This window comes from Bradyrhizobium sp., from assembly GCF_035273305.1.
Taxonomy (GTDB): Bacteria; Pseudomonadota; Alphaproteobacteria; order Rhizobiales; family Xanthobacteraceae; genus Bradyrhizobium.
The window spans coordinates 1-20,557 of sequence record NZ_DATEPI010000006.1 but is presented as its reverse complement, the minus strand read 5'-3'; the positions used below and the strand labels follow the sequence as shown (position 1 = coordinate 20,557).

22 protein-coding genes are annotated in these 20,557 nt (G+C 60.8%); 4 read left to right on the top strand and 18 right to left on the bottom strand.

All coding sequences use genetic code 11. The features are described 5' to 3' along the window. Positions 1-456: 456 nt before the first annotated feature. The 6 genes from VJV58_RS00565 to VJV58_RS00545 form a co-directional block, all read right to left on the bottom strand. Positions 457-762 (bottom strand): hypothetical protein, encoded by a 306-nt coding sequence (locus VJV58_RS00565; RefSeq protein ID WP_324135359.1) that lies wholly within the window; start codon positions 760-762, stop codon positions 457-459. A 127-nt stretch (positions 763-889) separates the two neighbouring features. Further along, complete coding sequence (locus tag VJV58_RS00560; protein WP_324135358.1) at positions 890-1,633, bottom strand: PEP-CTERM sorting domain-containing protein; 744 nt, start codon at positions 1,631-1,633, stop codon at positions 890-892. 161 nt (positions 1,634-1,794) lie between these two features. Next, positions 1,795-2,025 carry a DUF6894 family protein gene (locus VJV58_RS22315; protein ID WP_414641364.1) on the bottom strand — a complete coding sequence of 77 codons (231 nt, stop codon included), beginning with the start codon at positions 2,023-2,025 and terminating at the stop codon, positions 1,795-1,797. 72 nt (positions 2,026-2,097) lie between these two features. Then, positions 2,098-2,793 carry an ETC complex I subunit gene (locus VJV58_RS00555; RefSeq protein ID WP_324135357.1) on the bottom strand — a complete coding sequence of 232 codons (696 nt, stop codon included), beginning with the start codon at positions 2,791-2,793 and terminating at the stop codon, positions 2,098-2,100. 56 nt (positions 2,794-2,849) lie between these two features. Next, on the bottom strand, positions 2,850-3,332 hold the full coding sequence (locus tag VJV58_RS00550) for an Hsp20/alpha crystallin family protein (protein ID WP_324135356.1): 483 nt from the start codon (positions 3,330-3,332) through the stop codon (positions 2,850-2,852). Positions 3,333-3,435: 103 nt separating this feature from the next. Then, positions 3,436-3,564 (bottom strand): hypothetical protein, encoded by a 129-nt coding sequence (locus tag VJV58_RS00545; protein WP_324135355.1) that lies wholly within the window; start codon positions 3,562-3,564, stop codon positions 3,436-3,438. A 483-nt stretch (positions 3,565-4,047) separates the two neighbouring features. Between VJV58_RS00545 and ftsH the strand changes: the two genes are divergently transcribed. Beyond that, the gene (ftsH, locus tag VJV58_RS00540) at positions 4,048-5,949 is read left to right on the top strand and encodes an ATP-dependent zinc metalloprotease FtsH (protein ID WP_324135354.1); all 1,902 of its coding nucleotides are present in this window, start codon (positions 4,048-4,050) and stop codon (positions 5,947-5,949) included. A gap of 121 nt (positions 5,950-6,070) precedes the next feature. Here ftsH and VJV58_RS00535 read toward each other — a convergent pair whose 3' ends face one another. Beyond that, the gene (locus VJV58_RS00535) at positions 6,071-7,411 is read right to left on the bottom strand and encodes an erythromycin esterase family protein (RefSeq protein ID WP_324135353.1); all 1,341 of its coding nucleotides are present in this window, start codon (positions 7,409-7,411) and stop codon (positions 6,071-6,073) included. 154 nt (positions 7,412-7,565) lie between these two features. Here VJV58_RS00535 and VJV58_RS00530 point away from each other — a divergent pair, with 154 nt between their 5' ends. Both VJV58_RS00530 and VJV58_RS00525 read left to right on the top strand, forming a co-directional pair. Beyond that, positions 7,566-7,970 (top strand): four-helix bundle copper-binding protein, encoded by a 405-nt coding sequence (locus VJV58_RS00530; RefSeq protein WP_324135352.1) that lies wholly within the window; start codon positions 7,566-7,568, stop codon positions 7,968-7,970. 127 nt (positions 7,971-8,097) lie between these two features. Next, positions 8,098-8,475 carry a low affinity iron permease family protein gene (locus VJV58_RS00525; protein ID WP_324135351.1) on the top strand — a complete coding sequence of 126 codons (378 nt, stop codon included), beginning with the start codon at positions 8,098-8,100 and terminating at the stop codon, positions 8,473-8,475. A gap of 359 nt (positions 8,476-8,834) precedes the next feature. Here VJV58_RS00525 and VJV58_RS00520 read toward each other — a convergent pair whose 3' ends face one another. From VJV58_RS00520 to VJV58_RS00475, 10 genes are all read right to left on the bottom strand, one after another. Further along, the gene (locus VJV58_RS00520) at positions 8,835-9,839 is read right to left on the bottom strand and encodes a formate dehydrogenase subunit gamma (RefSeq protein ID WP_324135350.1); all 1,005 of its coding nucleotides are present in this window, start codon (positions 9,837-9,839) and stop codon (positions 8,835-8,837) included. Between the two features lie 45 nt (positions 9,840-9,884). Further along, positions 9,885-10,481 carry a formate dehydrogenase FDH3 subunit beta gene (gene fdh3B, locus VJV58_RS00515; RefSeq protein WP_324135349.1) on the bottom strand — a complete coding sequence of 199 codons (597 nt, stop codon included), beginning with the start codon at positions 10,479-10,481 and terminating at the stop codon, positions 9,885-9,887. Between the two features lie 12 nt (positions 10,482-10,493). Continuing rightward, positions 10,494-13,442: a formate dehydrogenase subunit alpha gene (locus VJV58_RS00510; RefSeq protein WP_324135348.1), complete on the bottom strand. Its 2,949-nt coding sequence runs from the start codon at positions 13,440-13,442 to the stop codon at positions 10,494-10,496. Between the two features lie 10 nt (positions 13,443-13,452). Continuing rightward, a complete protein-coding gene (locus VJV58_RS00505; RefSeq protein ID WP_324135347.1) occupies positions 13,453-13,662 on the bottom strand; it encodes a twin-arginine translocation signal domain-containing protein in 210 nt (69 codons plus the stop codon). 29 nt (positions 13,663-13,691) lie between these two features. After that, on the bottom strand, positions 13,692-14,471 hold the full coding sequence (locus VJV58_RS00500) for a molecular chaperone TorD family protein (protein ID WP_324135346.1): 780 nt from the start codon (positions 14,469-14,471) through the stop codon (positions 13,692-13,694). Positions 14,472-14,599: 128 nt separating this feature from the next. Next, on the bottom strand, positions 14,600-15,277 hold the full coding sequence (locus VJV58_RS00495; protein ID WP_324135345.1) for a DUF3306 domain-containing protein: 678 nt from the start codon (positions 15,275-15,277) through the stop codon (positions 14,600-14,602). Further along, the gene (locus VJV58_RS00490) at positions 15,274-15,792 is read right to left on the bottom strand and encodes a DUF3305 domain-containing protein (RefSeq protein ID WP_324135344.1); all 519 of its coding nucleotides are present in this window, start codon (positions 15,790-15,792) and stop codon (positions 15,274-15,276) included. The genes VJV58_RS00495 and VJV58_RS00490 overlap by 4 nt, the downstream gene beginning before the upstream one ends. Then, the gene (locus tag VJV58_RS00485) at positions 15,789-16,796 is read right to left on the bottom strand and encodes a DUF6352 family protein (protein WP_324135343.1); all 1,008 of its coding nucleotides are present in this window, start codon (positions 16,794-16,796) and stop codon (positions 15,789-15,791) included. Before VJV58_RS00485 ends, VJV58_RS00490 begins: the two co-directional genes overlap by 4 nt. Beyond that, positions 16,793-17,332, bottom strand: a complete 540-nt coding sequence (locus tag VJV58_RS00480) for a DUF6505 family protein (protein WP_324135342.1) — start codon at positions 17,330-17,332, stop codon at positions 16,793-16,795. The genes VJV58_RS00485 and VJV58_RS00480 overlap by 4 nt, the downstream gene beginning before the upstream one ends. Beyond that, positions 17,329-18,066: a biotin/lipoate--protein ligase family protein gene (locus VJV58_RS00475; protein WP_324135341.1), complete on the bottom strand. Its 738-nt coding sequence runs from the start codon at positions 18,064-18,066 to the stop codon at positions 17,329-17,331. The genes VJV58_RS00480 and VJV58_RS00475 overlap by 4 nt, the downstream gene beginning before the upstream one ends. A gap of 180 nt (positions 18,067-18,246) precedes the next feature. Here VJV58_RS00475 and VJV58_RS00470 point away from each other — a divergent pair, with 180 nt between their 5' ends. Then, positions 18,247-20,223 carry a 4Fe-4S binding protein gene (locus tag VJV58_RS00470; protein ID WP_324135367.1) on the top strand — a complete coding sequence of 659 codons (1,977 nt, stop codon included), beginning with the start codon at positions 18,247-18,249 and terminating at the stop codon, positions 20,221-20,223. On the opposite strand, the gene VJV58_RS00465 is transcribed toward VJV58_RS00470, so the two are convergent. Further along, the coding region (locus VJV58_RS00465; RefSeq protein ID WP_324135340.1) for a c-type cytochrome at positions 20,224-20,557 on the bottom strand (334 nt) is incomplete at its 5' end.

Here is a 20,557-nt window from a genome sequence, read left to right as displayed (position 1 = left end):
TGAGGAGCATCGCAAGACGGTGCGTCTTCGAACAATCGAGGGCCGCGCGCGAGGCGGGTTGAACGATCTTGCGGTTCGAGCGCGTGGCGTTGCCGCGTTCGTCACATGATGAATACGCCCCAAGCGCAGGCACGATGAGAGATGTGAGCCGCGATTGAGATAGCGTGCACGAGAGAAACGGCAGGTCACGCGGGCGACCAACGCTGAGGCAAACGGAACGAACCTGAGTTCGCTGGTTGTAACAAGCAGGTGAGAGAGTCAGTTTCCGAACATAAATTTCAGGTCGATTGATCTGGGTTGCTGCCGCGTCGCTCAGCCAAGACGCGTTCCTCCAAGACCCCGTCCAAGATTGCCCCGCTCTGGACGGGGTTATTGCTGTGAGCTGACCTTGTCGTCCCGGAACTTGCTGGATCGAATGCGAACGGATCGCCCCCGGGGCATCTGAACCTCAACATGTCAATTCCCGGTCTGCTGCCCATGCTTCTCCATTTGAAGGCAGGTCAGCAATTCAACATAGCTCCGGGCTAGCGTCCGCGACACTTCCCGGGTGCACCAGGCTTTGTCGCTGGGCGAAAATTCCGTCCATTGCTTCTCAAGGCGGCGGCGCGCCCGCTTCTCGTCTCTCATGCACGTGCGCCGGATGTCCTTTGACGATCCCGCCTCGAACTGACACTCCCGTGCAATATCGAATTGAGGACGCGCGTCCGCGACAGCGGTGAGATGCAATGAAGTAACGATAACAACTGGCAAATGACCCAGCATCGCGTGTCTTCCGGAAAAAATATGGCCCCGGACTGCTCCGGGGCCATAACAATGTCAGGGTACATCCGCCTGAACACTGTGTTTTTGCATTTGTCTCGCTTGCGAGATGCAGTTCGATTTCAGCCCGTCAGGTCCAACGGAACTTTGGATTGGAACGGCGGCGATAAGCCATGAAGCCCACCCCGACAAATCCTAACACCATCATCGCCCAAGTGGATGGTTCTGGAACCGCTCCGGTGAGACGGACCGCGCTAATCGTCTCCGGACCACCCTGAGCATTGGCAAACGTGGCTCCGAGCGTGAACACCTCGTTGCCCGCATTGGCAGCAATGGTGTTGTTCAGCTGGGTCTGTTCGGCTGAGTCTAGCCCGAACACGATGCCCGATCCACCGAGTCCGCTAGCAACCTGAAGCAGCGTCAGCCCGTTCGCTGCGGTGTGCTGTTCCAGCAGCGTGCCGGTCGAACTGAAGACGTTCAGCGTAATCGTATTCGCCAGGTTGGCGTTAGCTGCCAGCGGGCTCATGGCCGTGGTGACGAAGGGCGGGTTTTCGGATCCCGGCTCCGCCAGGTTCACGATCAGTCCAAGCTGGCTGGCATTCGTGATTCCGAGGTCGGCAAAGGTGAACGTCCGCGACTGCGACTGTCCCGATCCGGCATCACCGAACACGGTGCCATTGAACATGACACCACCACTTTCCGTCGTGGAATTCCCTTGGGCTTGCAGGAACAGCGTCGTGAAGGACGCACCGACGCCTTGGCCGGTCAAATCGGTCGTGGTCAACGGCACGAGGCTCGCGCTCGCGGGCGAGCTGAGTATTCCAGCTGCTGCGAGCGCGATAGCGGCAGCTGCTGCGCGAGTTAGTATTTTCATGTTAGGGAACCCCTCACAAATGAAGCCCCGAGGAGGGCGGCAGCCATCAAGTCCCGCGTCAATGCAATGTTCCTCGGAACGCTAAAAACTTTTTAGCTCGACTTGATGAAGTGGGAAGTGGGTCGGGAAGCCCGCCGGTCAGCGATCGAAGAAGAGCGCGCTCATGTATGGTCTTTGCGCTGAAGCGATATGGGCACTCGATACAGCTCAAACCCTCTAGCGTTCCTGACAGAGATATAATTGCCGGCGCGGATCAGCTGTGGATTTTCGGCAGCAGTGCGATTGGCAAGAAGTCGGGCGTGCCGTCTGGCTGCTTGCGGGTTGGGGAATTCCATTCCGAGCACGTCGCTAGCAGCTAAATCTCCTACCAGATCGAAATAGAACGTGGCCATCCTACATACATGATCACGAATTGCCCCGTGCACGGCTTCTCTGATTCAGAAGAGCATCCGCTCGCATCGTATCTATCCCGCCTTTTTATCGAGGATCTCCTCCTCGATAGCGGTCAGCGCATCTATGACGTGCTCGAGTCGCGAAGGCTCCGCCTCCGGTTTGCCCCGACCATGCTCGCGTTCGATTTGATAAGCCTCAAGCGCCCAGCGACGCAGCATGTCCCACTGTTGGTCAGGCGAGAGATCGGGGTCTCGAAGCACATCTTCAGGTTCCGCGTATAACATTGCTGGCTCGGCGCCAGGGCCGAACCCGGTGCGGATCACCTCTGGTCCAAGCGTTCGCTCGACCCACTCCAGGCGCCGTTGCCGTTGGGTGCGGGTCGCCTGGCTTACACCATTAGTTCGGTCGGACACCAAGCGGAGCCTCGGCTCATGGTCCTGCAATCCTTGCACCGTGTAGTCCAGCCCCTGGCGACGGGCATAGGCGATGGCCGCTTCCGCAGAGGGAAAGGAAAGCTCTATTTGGCTCAGCGGGTCGTCGTCTGCCGTCCAGCCCATCAGGGGTTCAACGTATTGCGCACTCCGCCGCTCGAAGACCAGCTTCCATTGCTCTCTTCGAGCGGCGCGGCCGGATGTCATCGCCGAGGGAGCAGGTTTATAAATCAGCGCGTGCGCGTAGGCAGGAAACATCGATCGGCTTTGCTCGGGCCACGCTGCCTGGTGGCGCGTCTTGAACTCGGAATGAAGCGATAAAGGCACAACGTTCATGCGAATGCCTCCGTCGGACTGAGGGGCGAGAGCCGTCGCTCTCGCCCGTTCCTCTGTTATTTCCCGTTGATCGCGATGCGTTTCACCTTCTGCTGCGCAGTCGGTGGTTTGGGCAACGTGACGGTCAGGACGCCTTTGTCGAATTTTGCGGCGACCTTTTCCTGATCGACGTCTTCCATCGGAATGCGGCGCTCGAACCGTCCGTAGTAGCGCTCACTGAAGCGACGCTCCTTGTCTTCCGTCTCGCTCTTCTTTTCGCCGCTAATTCTCAGGACGCCATTGGCGAGTTCGACCTGCACGTCCTTCTCTTCAAGACCGGGTAGTTCAGCCACCACCTTGACCTCCTTGTCGGTCTCGTTGACCTCGACGCTCGGCCAGCCCATCGGATGTGGCCCGAACGCATCGACGTCAAAGGCGCGGAACATCTCGTCGAAGAGACGATTCATCTCCCGGTGCAAGGCAAGAAACGGGTTGCCTTGCTGGCTATATTGCATGTCCCGCGAACCGTTGTTCCACGGAATGAGATCGCGTAGTGCCATTGTCATTTCTCCTTTCTGGTTTGCGTTGGCTTTTACGAATCGGCGGTTCCGGCGCACGAGCTATCCCGCGCACAGGGCGCGCCGTAGCTTCGCAGCTGCGCCGTCAGCTCGCCCGCTTCTGCTCGGTTTGCTGGTTGCCGTTGCCGGCGAATTGGATCAGGATTCGACGCGGCTTAATTTTCTCGTAACCGACGGTCGAAGCCCAGAACGGTGATAGACCGTAAATCCTCATAGCCACATCCTCCTCTTGAGCAACATGGATAGAGCAAGGCCGGGAGCTGCCGGCGATATCTGCCGGACCCTCTAAAGGCATCCGGCGCCACGTGTGTGGCGACCAAAAAATTAGAAACATCGCGAATGGTTTCAAGAGGGGCGATGTCACCGGCTCGATATTTTTCGGGAGCCAGATATCTTTCGGGACCTAAAAGGTCATGCGCGGTCCTGGCCGTTGACGCTGGCTGCCCGCCCGGCTCCGCCGCCCTCTCCCGAACTGCGCAACAGGCTCCAGCGGCTCGCCCAAGGCCCTCCTGAAACTTAATCGCATCCTTTTCGTTCATGTGGCGATGCAGGCAGCTCATTTGGCGATGGGGGGAGTCACACCGCGCCATGCCATCGGTGCGGCGCTCTCCTTATCGCTGTCGCTCAACCGACGGCGGGGAAGATGAATTTTCGATTGGGGCCGGGCGCTTGAACGGATCAGGAGCGGGGCTGCGACATGAAAAATAACATCCGCTTTCACGTCGGCTACGCGGTCGCGGCGATCTTCGCGATCTTTGTGATTCAATACTTCATCTCCGCAGCTAGCCAGATCGCCGTCATTCCGTACAGCGAGTTTCAGCAATTGCTGCGTCAGGGCAAGGTGGCCAGCGTCGGCATCTCGGATCGTACCATGCAGGGTACGCTGAAGGAGCCATTGCCGAGCGGGCAGAAGCAGTTCGTCACCACCCGCGTCGATCCGGAAGTCGCAAGCGAGCTGGAAAAATATGGCGTCCGCTTTACGGGGCAAATCCAGAGCACGTTCCTGCGCGACTTGTTGTCGTGGGTGATGCCTACGCTGCTGTTCTTTGGCTTGTGGTGGTACATTGGAAAACGCGCCGCCGAGAGCGGCGGCGGCTTTGGCGGCGGCCTGATGGCCATCGGCAAAAGCAAGGCAAAGATCTACGTCGAATCCAACACCGGCGTGACCTTTGCCGACGTTGCCGGCGTCGACGAAGCCAAGGACGAGCTCCGCGAGATCATCGATTTCCTCAAGAATCCGACGGACTATGGCCGGCTCGGCGGAAGGATGCCGAAAGGCGTTCTCCTGGTCGGCCCACCCGGCACGGGGAAGACGCTGCTGGCCAAGGCCATCGCCGGCGAGGCCCGCGTGCCGTTCTTCTCGATCTCCGGCTCCGAATTTGTGGAGATGTTCGTCGGTGTTGGCGCGGCGCGCGTGCGCGACCTGTTCCAGCAGGCGCATCAAAAGGCGCCGGCCATCATCTTCATCGACGAGCTCGACGCCTTGGGTCGCGCCCGCGGCGTCGGTCCATTTGCCGGTGGCCATGACGAGAAGGAGCAAACACTAAACCAGCTTCTGGTCGAGCTCGACGGCTTCGACTCGCGTTCAGGCCTGGTGATTCTCGCCGCCACCAACCGGCCGGAAATTCTCGATCCGGCGCTATTGCGTGCCGGCCGCTTCGACCGGCAGGTGCTGGTCGACCGTCCCGACAAGAAGGGCCGCATCGAGATTCTCAAGGTGCATATGAAGAAGGTCCAGCTTGCTCCGGACGTCGACGTGGAAGCGGTGGCGGGGCTGACACCTGGATTCACCGGCGCTGATCTGGCCAACCTCGTCAACGAAGCCGCGCTGCTGGCGACGCGCCGAGGCGCAGAAGCTGTCGCGATGAGAGATTTCAATAACGCCGTCGAGCGCATGGTGGCTGGTCTCGAAAAACGCAACCGTCTCCTCAATCCCAAGGAGCGCGAGATCGTGGCGTATCACGAAATGGGCCACGCGCTGACCGCACTGTCGCTACCCGGCGTTGATCCCGTGCACAAGGTTTCGATTATCCCAAGGGGCGTTGGCGCTCTCGGCTACACGATTCAACGGCCGATTGAGGATCGCTTCCTGATGACCAAGGAGGAGCTGGAGAACAAGATGGCGGTGCTGCTTGGTGGCCGTGCCGCGGAGTTGATCGTGTTCGACCATTTGTCGACCGGCGCCGCCGACGACCTGCGGCGCGTCACCGACATTGCCCGCAGCATGGTCACCCGCTACGGCATGTCGGAAAAGCTCGGCAGTATCGCCTATGACCGCGAGCCCGGTAATTTCCTGGCCGGCACTGATCGACCCTATCCCGTGCGCGAGCGCGAATATGCCGAAGAAACTGCTGCGGCCGTTGATCATGAGGTCCGAGCGATCGTTGATCGTGTGTTTCAACGCGCGCAGGGCATCCTGAAAGCGCGGCGCGCCATCCTGGATCGGGCGGCCCGTAAGCTATTAGAGAAGGAAACGCTGGAGCAGGCCGACATCGAGGCATTGGTGCGCGAAACGCCGAAGGAGACGCTTCGGGCAATGAACGCGCGCGAGGTGAAGGAGAGCGCCGTCATTGCGAGCGCTAGCGAAGCAAGTCCTTGAAGCCGACATCGCAAACAAGAAAGCTGGATTGCTTCGTCGCGTTCGCTCCTCGCAACGACGCCACGGACGATTCACGCATACGCGAATCTCTACGTTTTCGCCGCGATTTCTGCCAAAACATTCAAAGTCCGAACGGATAGGTTTCCGGCGTGCCCTGCTCGTGCCCGGTCGCGAGCGGTGTCACAGCCTGGGTCTGTTCAAACCACACAAAGGCGTCGAACTGCTCGGCCAGCACGGCTTCGAAGTAGTGGCTCGCGAGTTCGCTTTCCGGTCTGTAGATCACGCCGATCGCGCGCTCCAGCATCGGCTGACGCAGAGCATCAGCCAGATCACGCTTCGGCAGTCCGCGCCAATCCGTGAGCGTGCGGGCCAAGCCCGTTTTCCGGAAGGCATATTCATAGCTGTCGGCCCGCGCTGGACGGACCGTCATGATCTGCATCGGCGCGTCCCAGTCGCTCGCGGCAGCGACGGTGCCCCGATCGGTACCGAATCCGATGAGAACCGCACCATCACCATAGGCTGTGCGGCAAAGCTCGCCGATATTGAACTCACCTTGCCAACCCATAGCCGTGGCGGCCGCGTTGCCGATATGGGAGTTGTGGGCCCACACGACGGCTTTGCGGTTGGCACCGTGCCGAAGGAGCGCCTGCAACGTGTCGAACATGTGCCGGTCGCGCAGATTCCAGGATTCGCGCGAGCCATGGTACATGATGCGGTAATAGTGCTCGGCTGCGCGCACGACGCGAGCGTTCTGTGTGGCGTCGAAGAAGTCCTCGCGATCTTGTGCCTCGTAGAGGACGCGATGACGCAAAAGCTCCGCGAGCTGCGCCACGACTTCATCCTCGCAGGTATCCCGCTTGCCATGCAGCACGGCGCGGCCATACGCGGCCGGCTCGTCCTGCCAAGGTGTCAGGCAGCCATAGCGCCGACGCGCAGCTTTGGCGGCTTCCGGGTTGACGCGATCGACATAATCGAGAACCGCGGCAATCGAGCTGCCGAGGCTATAAACGTCAAGTCCATGGAACGAGACCCGATGGTCGGGCGCAAGGTTCGCGTTGTAAGCCCGTAGCCAATCGACGAACTCCCGCACTTCGGCATTGCGCCACATCCAGCTCGGGAAACGTGAGAAGGCAGCAGCCGCTCCGGTCGCGCCTTCCCGATGGCGCACATAGCGGTCGATGCGTGCCGCGTCGGGCCAATCCGCCTCGACCGCGATGATCGAAAAACCGTGATGCTGAACCAGTTCACGGGTGATGGCGGCGCGCGCTTGGTAGAATTCGGCCGTGCCATGCGTGGCTTCGCCAAGCAGCACGACGCGCGCATCGCCGAAACGGGCGAACGGTGTTCCGAATTCTCCCGCGCGCTCCGGCGCCGGCAGACTCTCGCCATCCCGATGCAGCAGTTCCGTAGCTGCTGCCCGGATCGGCTCGCGTGCCCGCTCACTGATGGTCAGACCGGCCATGGCTTAACGTGCTGCCTTTGTTGCCGCTGGCAATCAACCCGCGCCTCGGTCGAGCGTTCCAGAAATGATACTGACGGATCGTGCTCGCGTTGCCCCAGAACTTTTGCGCCGGCCGGTTGTTAGGCGTTTGGGGTCAACATTCCGGAGGACCCACATGCACGTTCAAGAGATGATCAACACCCACCCCCAAGTGCGTGGCCGAGCCAATGACGCGCTCATTCGCTGTATCGAGGAATGCTACTCCTGTGCCCAGACCTGCACATCCTGCGCGGACGCCTGCTTGGCAGAGGACAATGTCAGGTCGCTCGCCCAATGCATCCGGCTGGACCTCGATTGCGCAGACGTCTGCAACATCACCGGCAGGATGGCGACCCGCCGAACCGGATCGGACGAGGAGATGATCCGCAGAATGTTGGACGCCTGCGCCGCCGCTTGTCGGCTCTGTGGGGACGAATGCGAGAAGCACGCCAGCATGCACGAACATTGCCGGATCTGCGCCGAGGCGTGCCGCCGGTGCATGAACGCCTGTCAAGAAGCGGGACAGGGTATGAAACACTGAGGACATCGATTGCAGCGGCGCACCGAACAACCTCGCCCGGAACATCGTACGTTCGGCCACAAAACTCGGACGGCCCGGTTGAACTAACGTCGAGCGCGGCGGTTGAGACCCAATTGGGTCCGGCGATTTGACACGAAGTACCAACGAACACTGGTTCTCCAGATTTGCCTCGGAAGCTGCGCGCCAAACAGGCCGACCGTGGACATTCGGCCTGGCGGGCGGGTTCGTACTCGCCTGGCTCATAAGTGGGCCGATGTTCGGCTTTTCCGATACATGGCAGCTGGTCATGAACACCATCAGCAGCGTCGTCACGTTCCTGATGGTTTTTCTGATTCAAAATACGCAGAACAGGGACAGCGCCGCCCTGCAGGTGAAGATCGATGAGCTCATTCGAGCTACTTCGTCGCGGCGCGACTTGATTGGGATCGAGGAAATGTCAGGGCCGGAACTGGATTCGAAGCGACGGGAAATCAGAATGGAGGATCAAGGAAAGTCGAATCTTTGATCGCTACCGCCGGTGTCCTTGGCAAAAGACAAACCTTGTCGCGGCTGGCGAATAGGACAGCCGATTAAGCCCCGCTTTAACGCAGTCGGACATCCCGGCGCCATTTCTCACTCGTTGTCGAACGAGACGTGCTGACCTGCAGTAGGCTGGCAATCACCGACCAGGTGATCGCCAGCTTCGTCAATGATTGCGCGGCCTGCTCAAAGCCGCACGCCAGACGTGGCAAAGGCCCGCTGGACGGGTTCCTGGATCGTGTTGAGGACGATGACGGCAAGCACGGCACATATACCGGCAGCAATACAAGCCAGCAGAAAGGACTTCATCCCAATTCACCTCGTCGCGCGCAGCCTCGTTGCGTCCTATTCGGCGGGAGTTGCAGCCGGCTGCGAGCGGGCGTCGTTGGCGCCCGTCCGAGCGTTTTGCTCCTCAAGCCAAAGGCTGTGGTGCTCCTTGGCCCAATTTACATCGACAGTTCCGCTGCCCATCGCCTCAAAAGCCCCCTCCATGCCGATAGTGCCGATGTAGATGTGCGCCAGCATCGCGGCCACAAAGAGCACGGAGACGATCGAGTGCACGATCTGAGCAATCTGCATCCCCTCGATTCCGGACAGGTAGAAGGGGAACATCAGCTGATACCCAGTCACGGCCACCGCGCCACCGCCAAGGACGACGATCCAATAGATCGCCTTCTGGCCAGCATTGAAGCGATACGCCGGCGGATGATCGTGGCCGATCATTCCGCCGCCTCGCTTCAGCCAATCGATATCAAGCTTGTTCGGGATGTTGCCGGCGATCCATATCAGGAAGATCAGCACTACGCCTATGGTGAACGGAAAGCTCAGATAGTTGTGGGCGTATTTCGCCCATTGCGACCACTCCGAGAACGCTTCGAAACCGATCAGCGGCAGCAGTAGCGGACGGCCAAACGTGATGTTCAGTCCAGAGACCGCCAGAATGATGAAACATGTTGCGGTCATCCAGTGCACGAAACGCTCGAACGCGGTGAAGCGCACGATGCTGCGTCCCGACCGGCCGCTCTCGAGTCGAACCATGCCGCGGCTGAGATAAAAAACAATAAGCAGTGCCAGCATACCGATAATGGCGATCCCCCCGATCCAGCGCAGCGTGACGTTGCGGAACTCACGCCAATCGCGACCGGCTGGCTGTTCGAGGACGCCGGAGCGCTGGTCGGGAATGCTGACGCGCCCCTGAATCCGATTGAGTTCCTGCAGAAGCTGCTGTTCCTTCACGGAGCTTGCGGTCGGATTGACCTGCTGGGCACTGGAGGGCATCGACGTCAGAACGATCAGCAGAAAAGCCCACGCGCCGAGAATCACGCGGATATATTTTCCAAAAGACGTCATGAAGCTCGCTCCTCGATATGTCCTCACGTGCCGCCGCTGCCGCTTTCAGGATTCAATGGTTTCGCGATAGGCGGTCTTCCAACCCCAAGCGCCGGAGCCGTAGCCGCGCTTGGTGACCCGCTCCTTATAGATCTGGGCGATAATTTCGCCGTCGCCGGCCAGCAGCGATTTGGTCGAACACATCTCGGCGCACAGCGGCAGCTTGCCTTCGGCGAGACGGTTCGCCCCGTACTTCTCGTACTCTTCCTTGCTACCGTCGGCCTCGGGGCCGCCGGCGCAGTACGTACATTTATCCATCTTGCCGCGCGAGCCGAAGTTACCGACCTTGGGATATTGCGGCGCACCGAATGGGCAGGCGTAGAAGCAATAGCCGCATCCGATGCACAGGTCCTTGGAGTGAAGCACCACACCGTCGGCGGTCGTGTAGAAGCAGTTCACCGGGCATACCGCCGCGCAGGGCGCGTCAGTGCAATGCATGCAGGCCATCGAGACGGAACGCTCGCCCGGCTTGCCATCGTTGATGGTGACGACGCGACGCCGATTGATGCCCCAGGGGACCTCGTGCTCGTTCTTGCAGGCGGTGACGCAGGCATTGCACTCGATGCAACGATCGGCGTCGCAGAGGAATTTCATACGTGCCATGGTCGTTGCTCCTTATGCCGCCGCGATTTGGCAGAGAGTGACTTTGGGCTCTTGCATGCCGGTCGCCGGATCGTATCCGTAGGTGGTGATCGTGTTGGCGCTTTCGCCGAGAACGATCGGATCGGTGCCCTTTGGATAATTGCCGCGAAGATCCTGGCCTGCGAACCAGCCGCCGAAGTGGAATGGCATCCAGGCGACGCCCTTGCCGACACGCTCGGTAACGAGCGCCTTCATCTTGGCCTTGGAATTGGCCTCGGCGCCCGTGACCCAGACCCAACCGCCATCCTTAATACCGCGGTCGGCGGCATCGGCCGGACTGATCTCGATGAACATGTCCTGCTGCAGTTCGGCGAGCCACGGATTGGTGCGGGTCTCCTCGCCGCCACCCTCATACTCGACCAGACGTCCCGAAGAGAGGATGAGGGGAAATTGCTTGGCAATGCCCTTTTCTACAGCCGCCTTCTGCACCGAGAAGCCGATGTTCGGCAGACGGAACTGCTTGGCATCGGGCAGTGTCGGATATTTCGAGACCAGGTCGACGCGCGGCGTGTAGATCGGCTCGCGGTGGACCGGAATCGGATCCGGCAATCCGAACGCGTTCATGCGCGCCTTGCCGTTGCCATAGGGAACGCAGCCGTGCTTCAGCGCCACGCGTTGAATGCCGCCGGAGAGATCGAGCGACCAGGACACTGCGTCGGGATTAGCGGAGTTGACCTTGTTGATCGTGGCCATTTCCGCTTCGGTCAGGTCCGTATCCCAGCCCAGTTTCTTCAACACGGCAAGGGTAAATTCCGGATAGCCATCCTTGATTTCCGAATCCTTCGAATAGGACCCGTCCGCAAGCAGGCTGACTTTCCGTGTCGTGCCGTCGGGAAGTTTCTCCTCCCGCTCGAGCCCGAAGCGGGGCCTGAACGTGCCGCCTCCATCCATCACGGCAAGATTATTATTGTACAGCAGAGGCGTGCCGGGATGCTTGACTTCCGGTGAACCCCAGCAGGGCCACGGCAGGCCGTAGTAGTCGCCGCCGACTTCAGGATCGTCCTTGGGCGCGCGCATCGTCAGCATGTCGAACTTGGCCTGGTTCTTCATATGCGCCTTGAGGCGCTCCGGCGACTGCCCGCAGTAACCGGTCGACCAGCTGCCGCGATTCATCTCGCGGAGGATATCTTCGGCTACCGGCAGATTGTTCTCGACCTTGATGTTCTTGAACATCTGGTCGGCGAAGCCGAGCTTCTTGGCGACGAGATACATGACCTCGAGATCGTCCTTCGATTCGAACACCGGCTTGACGATCTGCTCACCCCATTGCAGCGAGCGGTTCGAAGCCACCCGCGACCCCTTGCATTCGAATTGCGTGGCAACCGGGAGAATGTAGAGGTTATCCTTGCGACCGGCCTCCACCGCGAGCGAGGCCCAGGTGGTCGGATGCGGGTCGGCGATGACCAACAGCTCGAGCGCCTGCAAGCCTTTGAGCGAATCCGGGATTCGCGTGATGCTGTTGCTGGCGTGTCCCTGCACGAACACCGCCTTGACATTATCTTTCTGCGCGACCTGATCTTTCGGCAATGTCACCGCGTCGAACCAGCGGGTGAGCGGGATGCCGGGAGTTTCCATGATCTGCTTGGAGTCGAAGCGCGACTTCAAGAAGTCATAGTCGACTTCCCAAACCCGCGACCAGTGCTTCCAGGCTCCTTCGGCAAGTCCGTAGTAAAACGGCAGCGTCACGATATCGAGCCCTACGTCGGTCGCTCCTTGCACATTGTCGTGGCCACGGAAGATGTTGGCGCCGGTCCCGGGAGCGCCGACGTTGCCGGTGAGGAGCAGTGCGATGCAACTGGCCCGCACGTTGGCGGTGCCGACGGTTTTCTGGGTTTGGCCCATGGCCCAGATCAGCGTCGACGGTTTCTCCGTGGCAAACATCTTGGCGACTCGCTTAAGCTGTTCGCCGGGAACGCCGCTGACCCGCTCGACCTCTTCCGGATTCCATTTCTCCACTTCCTTGCGCAGATCGTCGAAACCGTAGACGCGCTGCTTGATGAACTCCTTGTCCTCCCAGCCGTTCTGCAGGATGTGCCACATCATGCCGTAGAGCACCGGGATGTCGGTGCCTGGGCGCATGCGCACATACTCCGTCGCGTGTGCGGCAGTTCGCGTCAGGCGCGGGTCTATGACGATAAAGTTGGCCTTTTGAAGCTCCTTGCCTTCGAGCAGATGCTGCAACGATACCGGATGCGCCTCGGCCGGATTGCCGCCCATGATGATCTGTGTCTTGGCATTGCGGATATCGTTAAAGCTGTTGGTCATCGCGCCGTAGCCCCAGGTGTTGGCCACGCCGGTGACGGTCGTCGAATGGCAGATGCGCGCCTGATGGTCGGTGTTGTTGGTGCCCCAGAACGCGCCGAGCTTGCGGAACAGGTAGGACCCTTCATTGGTCATCTTGGCCGATCCCAGCCAATAGACGGAATCGCTGCCGGACTTTTCGCGAATCTGCTGGAGCTTGTCGCCAATCTCGTTGACCGCGGTATCCCAGGAGACCCGCGTCCACTGCCCGCCCACAAGCTTCATGGGGTACCGCAGCCGCCGCTCGCTGTGCACCAGCTCGCGCACCGAGGCGCCCTTGGCGCAATGCGAGCCGCGGTTGATCGGCGAATCCCAGCTCGGTTCCTGGCCGATCCAGACTTCGTTCAGCACTTCCGCGGTCACTGTACATCCGACGGCACAATGCGTGCAGATGCTCTTGCGAACCGTGGCGCCCGAGGTGAGCGGCCCGGCGACGGCTGCTTTCGCCTTGCGAACGCTACCGATCGGCAGCGTGGTCAGCGCGGCCAATCCGCCGCCGGCAAGCCCGGACCGGCGCAGGAACGTGCGGCGATCCAGACCGCCGGCCTGCCCGGACAGAGCGTCGGCAACCGATACGCGGGACGCAAGCCCTGAAGACCGTTCTGTTCTCTTGATCAGCATGGCCGCCTCCTCAACCCGGATAACGATTGACGCGGTAGTAAGCCTTTACGTGATCGGTTTCCTTGTACCGCGCCTTGCGTTTCTCGTCGTTGTTCTCGCTGTCAGCTTGCGCTGGCACGATCAGCGGGCTCGCCAACGTGGCGCCAGCGCCCACCGCGCCCACCCCAACGTTGCGAAGGAAATCGCGCCGGCCGACCGTTGCTTTTTTTTCGCTCTTCATCGACTTTCTCCCGGACCAATCGCCATTGGTCAGTTCGCGAACGTAAATGCTTCAGCTTCGATTTCGATAAATAGGCGGCCTAGCGAGCCTACGGGCCGGTAGAACCGCGCGCCCGCGGCGTGCTCAAGATCGCTGAACATTCGGCCCATCCAAGGCGCCATATGCTTTTCAAAAAAGCTGCGCTGCAGCTCCGGGCTGGCCGAGAAGCGCCCCGAGACAAGGCCCGCCATAATCTCACACAGCGTGGCGGCATGGTCCTCCGGCTCGAAAATGTTCTCGGCGCGCTCTATGCCGAGTGCAGCGAGGTCTTCGCGAAGCCGTGACAACGGACGCTCATTCAGAAAACCTGTCAGGTAATACGAGGCATAAGGGAGCAACTCGCCGCGGCCGAGGCCGACAAACAGATCGAAATATTCCCGCTCGACCGCGCCGGTGTCTGCCTTCGATGCGGCCTCCGCCAGTGCGGCATGAGCGCAACCGAGCGGCGTTCCGTCACCGCATAATGTTGCGATCTCATCAAGCAAGCGGGTGGAAGGCGGCGATGAAAGCAATGCGGCAAGCAACTCGTATTCCCAAGCGCGGGCAGCATCGACGGGATCGATGGCATTATCTTTCACGACAGCCTCGAAATGAACTTCGGGACTCGGTTGTCGGCGCGATACGCCGGTTGCTGCTTCGCCGGCGATTCCTCGTTGCGCGAGCACTCTTTTCGAATTTGAAACGGAGGATTGGGCAACGGAAGTTCTGCGGGCAAGCTGTGCTAGGCTGCCTGCTGCATCGATCGCATGACAAAGGCCCGCATCGCGCATGTGGACCTCCCTTTTTCCCCAGAGTGCCGACGCGCTTGATTATTCTTTCTTGGGCAAAGACTAGACGTCGGTCACGGACCGGTCAATTGATTCGGCGCAGTCCGAAAGTATGGCTTTTGGTTGTAAGCCTATCCAGGCAATGCGCTTCCGTGCTTACGGCGTCGAGTTGAAGTTTGGTCGTCCGCAACGTTCCCCGCACTGTCCGTTTGCACCGCAGCAGAAGGTGGGGGCACCTTCTGCGATGAAATCTCCTGGGCGCGTTCGGGATCGTCTACCTCCTCCCCCGCATGCTCCGAGAGCTTTGCACCATCGGAATCTGCCGATTGGCGGGCGTTCGTTTGCTCGGGAATTGCTGGGTGGGGGACTGCTGTTGCAAGGCTGTCAGCCGCATTGCGCACGCCGCCGACCACCCGATCCAGGAGGGCGGCAAGCTGCTCTTCAGAGCAGTCGAGCGGTCCGAATCCGGCCATCGCATTTGGGTCGTTGAAGTCCCAGGCGTTCTCCGCGAGACCGATGAAGTCCCGGATGGCCGGATCGGCTGCCCAGGCGCGACGAAGCGCCGCACGGCTCAATGCGGCTGGGATACCCTTGCGCAGGAAAGAGGTGACGTCTGTCGCTCCCGTGATGGACTCGATCGACGGCAAGCTGGAAAGATCGAACTCGGCGTCGTCAGCATTTTCGGAGCTAGCAAGCGTTGTCGAGTTCGACACCTCGAGCGGCGCCGGCAACGGCTGCGGCGCGTCAACGGCTGTTCTCGCCTCAGCTTTGCGGCGAGACCAGCGAGCAAGAAATTCCTCCTCGCTCATTCGTGCCCACCTTCATCGTGATGACGCCGCGCGAGCGCCTCGGGATCGGCGCGACCTCGCTTGCGCTTAACGAACGCCCTTTCAACGTGGTGCTCAGCAACAAAGTTTTCAATGCTTTCACGAACGACGTCAGGCATCGGCACCGCTTCGACGAGATTGGCGCCCGCTTCGGTGAAAGCTTCTCCTTCCGCGGGGTCAGCTGTAACGGCCGCAACCGTGAATGGCCAAGCGCCCTCTGACGGGCTCAGCACGATCCAGAGGCTCGGCACGTCGCTTGCGAAGTTCTCGCGGTAGCGCGCGGTCTCGGAGCGGTAGAGTTCGATCACCGCGCTTCCAGCATAGTAAAGAGTTACGTCATCCTGTTCACGAAGGATCGTCCATGGCTGCAAGTCTGGCTCGTCCGGCAGGACACCAACGCCGCGCCAAACGAAGTCGATCCACGGCGAGTCGGCCTTTCGGCGCTCCACTACGACACCGATCGGAATACACACCAACGGTACAGCGGCAGGGCTCAACTCACAGCCTCCAGGCGCCTGATCGGCAATCCGGTCAAAAGATTCTGAGGCTTCATCCGGAGGTTCAAGCCCGAAGTCATGGCCATGATCAGATAGACCGGCTCTTGCTTCAGGACGTCAGTCACGACCGCAGTATCGGTAAAAGTGAGGCGGAAGAGCGCCAGCACCCTGCCCGCCGTTTGGTCGTCCAGGCTTTCGCCGCGCCAGAGCTGGTCGCCGATCCCGGTCGCCTCCGAATCCAAGCCGACGTACCAGGTAAGTTTTGCGTCGCGCAATTCCGTCAGCGGCTCGATTGCCACGTCGACTCCGAGCAGGTGCGAAATCCAGCGCGTCATCGCTTGCGCTAGCGCCGCCCGTCCCGGCTTTCCGACCGTGAGGTCAAAACCCATGTCGAACTGGTCGCAGCGGTGCCAATAGTGCTCCGCGTTATCAGCATCAAGAACGTCAATTTGCGTCTCCGTGGCCGCGCCCAGCATCGACATCAGCGACAACACCGGCGTCATTTTCAGGCCGCCAATGATCTCCTCGTCTCCAAGAATCAGCGACTGCTCGTGCAGCATGATCCGCTGCGGCCGGAAAAACAGTTCAGCCGCGCGCAGCACAAAGGGGTCATCGCAGCCGTCCAGCGCATTGCGCAGGATCACATGAATGAGCTGATTGATAAACAACGGCGGCAGGGGGATGGATCCAGCGCGGACCAGCTCGAGATATGCGGCTTCCAGTGTCGCATGTCGCAGCAAGAGGTCGCGAAAAGCCAGAACGAATTTCCAGTTCTCCCGCGCGTCTGCATCGGCGAGCGCGGCAAGTTCGCTGGCGCCGACTGGCCGGCGCGGGTCCGCTAGCAATTCGCGGTGCAGACGACGTTCGACCGCGCACGCATCTGCAGGCGGCATCAGCTCGGGACGCGCAAAATAGGCTTTGAGAAACTCATCCGTAACCACCAGGCCGCCGCCGGCATTGCGATCGAGCAGATGGTGGCCACAGGAAATCCAGAAATCCCTCATCGCCAACGCGGCTCCAACTTCATGTCGGCAAGATCAAGGCCGCTCTCCGGCTCCGGATCATCCTCCACCTCCATGAACGAGAACGCCCTGTTATGACCGCTCCCCTCACGTAATTGCAATCTGCGGAATGACTCTCGGACCTCGCGACCATTCGCCGAACGGTGAACGCCGATGAGAGTACTGACGGGATGCGTGCAAAGCGACTCTGCAAAGGCCACTTCCTCTTCGGCGGCAATGTTCGCGGTCGGCAGATCCGGGGCGCCGAAGCGGTCCACGAGCTGCGCGGCAAGGACTTCCACTAATTTGCGGCGATCGGCCTCGGTCGCGTGCACGATCTGCACCAGCGTCGACCAGCCCCACGACTGCACCCCGAGAAAGCCGCTGCGGAAAGCCGACCGATCCTTGCCTGTCAGCTCGGCCGGATCGCGATCGCAGAAGCGGAATGCGCCCGACACGGCCCAGTCGCCGGGCTCCGCCGCCACCTCGAAGACGAAGGTGTCTGATGGATCGAGGGCGATGGTACGCAGGAGCTTCACAGGCGCGGTCCTCCGAGCTTCGGATCGAGCCATGATGGCGTAGCCAGTGCGTTGAACAGGTCGTGCCGCTCGGTTTTGTTGGCACCGATCCGGTGCTGAATCAGATCGCCTTGCTCGTCGAGGCGGCGGCTGACCTGCCGTTCACGCGAAAGCCGAGTCAGGTATTCGCGCGCCACGCTTTCAAAGCCCTCAACCTGCCATCTGTGGATCGCCAGCATCAGATATCTCGCAAAGCTCTCGGTCACTTGGACCGCACCGGTTTCACCAAATCCCTCCTGCTCCAACGCAGAGCTAAGCGGATGAACACCAGGCTGCTCTTCGGTCATCGCAATTGTCCGGATCATGGCCCCGAACACCAACCACGGCGGCGGATCATGCTCCTTCGCCGATGCCGGCCAGCCAAGTCGCCCGCCGCCGACCAGACCGCCGTCAACGCGGATTGCGTCCGGCCAGTCGATCGTCACCGGCTTGTTTGGCGGTGCGTAGGCACGCAATGCGTCGGCTAACGCGACCATTCCGGCATGGAAGGCGCGGCGCGCGGTCCGCAGGGGCTCGTTAGGCTCGAGTACCACCGCAAATTCCGCGAGATCGAACCGGCCCACATAGACCAGCGTACCGGCGCCGCTGACTGCTGCGATGTTAGTAGCATGGGTAAAGGCATCACCGCTCTCGCGCAGCCTCACCAGGCTAAATGGCGGAGGCAGATCGATGGGGTCGGATGCGAACCCGTGCATGCTTGGGGTCGGCGCCAGATGATGCTCCAGCTTTCTTTTCTGCTCTGTTGCGCATAATTATACGACCTGGACACCCGGTGCGAGTCCGCTCGCTGCCGTTCCGCCCCTCTTTGGTAGAGTACTGGGCAAAGCATGGCCGATCCCCCCAAGACCATCTTGTTGTGCTCGTGCGAAGACACGATGCAGCTCGATACATCCGCCGTTCGGCGCGTATGCCGCAACAGCGAGATCGCCACGTTTCGGAACCTGTGCCGGGCCGAACTCGATCAGTTTCGCAAAGCCGCGCAGGCGGACGGATCGCTTACGGTCGGCTGCACGCAGGAGAGTCCGCTGTTCTCGGAGGAAGCGGGCGAGCGGCGACAACCAATCAATTTCGTGAACCTGCGCGAGACAGGTGGTTGGTCCGCCGAAGGAGACCGCGCCGGACCGAAGATGGCCGCCCTCCTCGCCGCCGCGGCGGAACCCACACCTGATTTTCCACTCGTCAATATGTCGAGCGAGGGCGTCATCCTGATCTATGGCCGGGACGAGACCGCCATCGAAGCCGGCCGACTGCTCGCCGATCACCTGGATGTCACCGTAATGATCACGCGGCCGGGTCAGATCGCGCCGCCTTCCAAGTCGCCGTTCCCGATCGTCAAGGGAACGATCCGCAATGCCAGCGGTCATTTCGGCAAATTCGAATTGACGATCGACGATTACGCCACCCCGCGAGCCTCCTCGCGAGACATGTTCATTTTCGAAACCACGCGCAATGGCGCGACTTCGCGCTGCGATCTCATACTTGATCTTTCAGGCGGCTCCCCTCTTTTTACCGCGCACGATTTGCGCGATGGCTATTTGCGCGCCGATCCGCGCGATCCCGCCGCGATGCTTCGCGCGGTGCTTAGGGCGCGCGACCTCGTGGGAACTTTCGACAAGCCGAAATATATCAATTTCAACGCGGGACTTTGCGCGCATTCGCGATCAAACTTGACCGGATGCCATCGCTGCCTCGATCTTTGCCCGACCGGCGCGATTGTGCCGGATGGTGATCACGTCACGATCAGCAGCGAGATTTGCGCCGGCTGTGGTCAATGCGCCGCCGCCTGTCCGACCGGTGCTGCTTCCTACGCGCTGCCGCCGGCCGATACCCTCCTGCATAAGCTTCGCGCCATGCTGTTGGCCTATGATCAAGCCGGCGGCGTCAAGCCGATTGTGCTGCTGCATGATAACGAGCACGGCGCAGCGCTGATCGAAGCGCTCGCCCGTCACGGTGACGGGCTTCCGGCCGAGGTATTACCCCTCGCGGTGAACGAGGTGACTCAAATCGGTCTGGAAGCGGTCGTCGCCGCCTTCGCCTACGGCGCTGCAAACGTGCGATTCGTTTTGCGGGCAAAACCCCGGCACGACCCGGCGGGACTTTCACAGACCATCGCGATGGCCGATGCGATATTGTCTGGCCTGGGTTTTGCGGGATCCAGTGTTTCCACCATCGAAACCGATGATCCCGATCAGCTCGGCGACGTGCTGCGTGGGATCCAGCCCGGCACGACCGTTGCGCGCCCGGCGACGTTCAGGACCGTTGGGACGCGGCGCGACCTGCTTCGGTTCGCCCTGACCGAATTGCATCGCGCCGCGCCCGTCCCGACCGACGTCATCGCGCTGCCCGAAGCCGCGCCGCTGGGCTCCGTCAGCATCGATGTGGATGGATGCACCCTGTGTCTGTCCTGCGTATCGGCTTGTCCGACCGGCGCACTACGCGACGATCCCGAACGTCCGTCCTTAAGATTTGTGGAAGACGCTTGTGTGCAGTGCGGCTTGTGCGAGAGCACGTGCCCGGAGAAAGTCATCACGCTGAAGCCGCAGATCGATTTCACCGCCGCGACGGCCCGCACACGAACCATCAAGGAAGAAGAGCCGGCGCTCTGCATCCGCTGTAGCAAGCCCTTCGGCGTCAAAAGCACGATCGATAAGGTCGCCGCGAAGCTCGAAGGCCGGCACTGGATGTATCCGGGACGCGACAAGCGGACTGACGCGATCAGAATGTGTGCCGATTGCCGTGTCATCACCATGAGCGAAACGCAGTTCGACCCATTTGCCGGCGTGCCCACGCGCGCACCGCCGCGCACGACCGACGACTATCTGCGCGAGCGCGAGCGAGACACTAAAGGGTGATTATTTTGCAGTAGCGCGGGCCAGAAAATCGGTCAGGGCCTTGCGGTCTTCGGGCGATCCGATGCGCTGCTCTGGCATCTTCGTGCCGGGGGTATAGGCGTTGGGGCCCACTTCAAAGAGTTTTGCCACTGTATCCGGCGTCCAGACGATGTTCATGCCTTTAAGCGCATCCGAAAAGCGGTAGCCTGGCAGGGACGCGATCCTGCGACCGAACAATCGTGCCAGCGTCGGCCCAGCGCGCGGCTTCTCGTCTTCGGAAAGCGTATGGCAGGCCACACACGCGCGGAATACCTCAGCGCCGTGATCGCCGGCGTAGCCAGCGAGCGGATCGGCC

What these genes read in the sequence shown, in the direction of transcription:
- VJV58_RS00535 (WP_324135353.1), bottom strand. Translation starts at nt 7,411, where the DNA reads ATGGCCGGTCTGACCATCAGTGAGCGGGCACGCGAGCCGATCCGGGCA.
- VJV58_RS00470 (WP_324135367.1), top strand. Translation starts at nt 18,247, where the DNA reads ATGCAGCTCGATACATCCGCCGTTCGGCGCGTATGCCGCAACAGCGAG.
- VJV58_RS00485 (WP_324135343.1), bottom strand. Translation starts at nt 16,796, where the DNA reads ATGAGGGATTTCTGGATTTCCTGTGGCCACCATCTGCTCGATCGCAAT.
- VJV58_RS00545 (WP_324135355.1), bottom strand. Translation starts at nt 3,564, where the DNA reads ATGAGGATTTACGGTCTATCACCGTTCTGGGCTTCGACCGTCGGTTAC.
- VJV58_RS00565 (WP_324135359.1), bottom strand. Translation starts at nt 762, where the DNA reads ATGCTGGGTCATTTGCCAGTTGTTATCGTTACTTCATTGCATCTCACC.
- VJV58_RS00530 (WP_324135352.1), top strand. Translation starts at nt 7,566, where the DNA reads ATGCACGTTCAAGAGATGATCAACACCCACCCCCAAGTGCGTGGCCGA.
- ftsH (WP_324135354.1), top strand. Translation starts at nt 4,048, where the DNA reads ATGAAAAATAACATCCGCTTTCACGTCGGCTACGCGGTCGCGGCGATC.
- VJV58_RS00550 (WP_324135356.1), bottom strand. Translation starts at nt 3,332, where the DNA reads ATGGCACTACGCGATCTCATTCCGTGGAACAACGGTTCGCGGGACATG.
- fdh3B (WP_324135349.1), bottom strand. Translation starts at nt 10,481, where the DNA reads ATGGCACGTATGAAATTCCTCTGCGACGCCGATCGTTGCATCGAGTGC.
- VJV58_RS00495 (WP_324135345.1), bottom strand. Translation starts at nt 15,277, where the DNA reads ATGAGCGAGGAGGAATTTCTTGCTCGCTGGTCTCGCCGCAAAGCTGAG.
- VJV58_RS00475 (WP_324135341.1), bottom strand. Translation starts at nt 18,066, where the DNA reads ATGCACGGGTTCGCATCCGACCCCATCGATCTGCCTCCGCCATTTAGC.
- VJV58_RS00555 (WP_324135357.1), bottom strand. Translation starts at nt 2,793, where the DNA reads ATGAACGTTGTGCCTTTATCGCTTCATTCCGAGTTCAAGACGCGCCAC.
- VJV58_RS00510 (WP_324135348.1), bottom strand. Translation starts at nt 13,442, where the DNA reads ATGCTGATCAAGAGAACAGAACGGTCTTCAGGGCTTGCGTCCCGCGTA.
- VJV58_RS22315 (WP_414641364.1), bottom strand. Translation starts at nt 2,025, where the DNA reads ATGGCCACGTTCTATTTCGATCTGGTAGGAGATTTAGCTGCTAGCGAC.
- VJV58_RS00505 (WP_324135347.1), bottom strand. Translation starts at nt 13,662, where the DNA reads ATGAAGAGCGAAAAAAAAGCAACGGTCGGCCGGCGCGATTTCCTTCGC.
- VJV58_RS00500 (WP_324135346.1), bottom strand. Translation starts at nt 14,471, where the DNA reads ATGCGCGATGCGGGCCTTTGTCATGCGATCGATGCAGCAGGCAGCCTA.
- VJV58_RS00560 (WP_324135358.1), bottom strand. Translation starts at nt 1,633, where the DNA reads ATGAAAATACTAACTCGCGCAGCAGCTGCCGCTATCGCGCTCGCAGCA.
- VJV58_RS00520 (WP_324135350.1), bottom strand. Translation starts at nt 9,839, where the DNA reads ATGACGTCTTTTGGAAAATATATCCGCGTGATTCTCGGCGCGTGGGCT.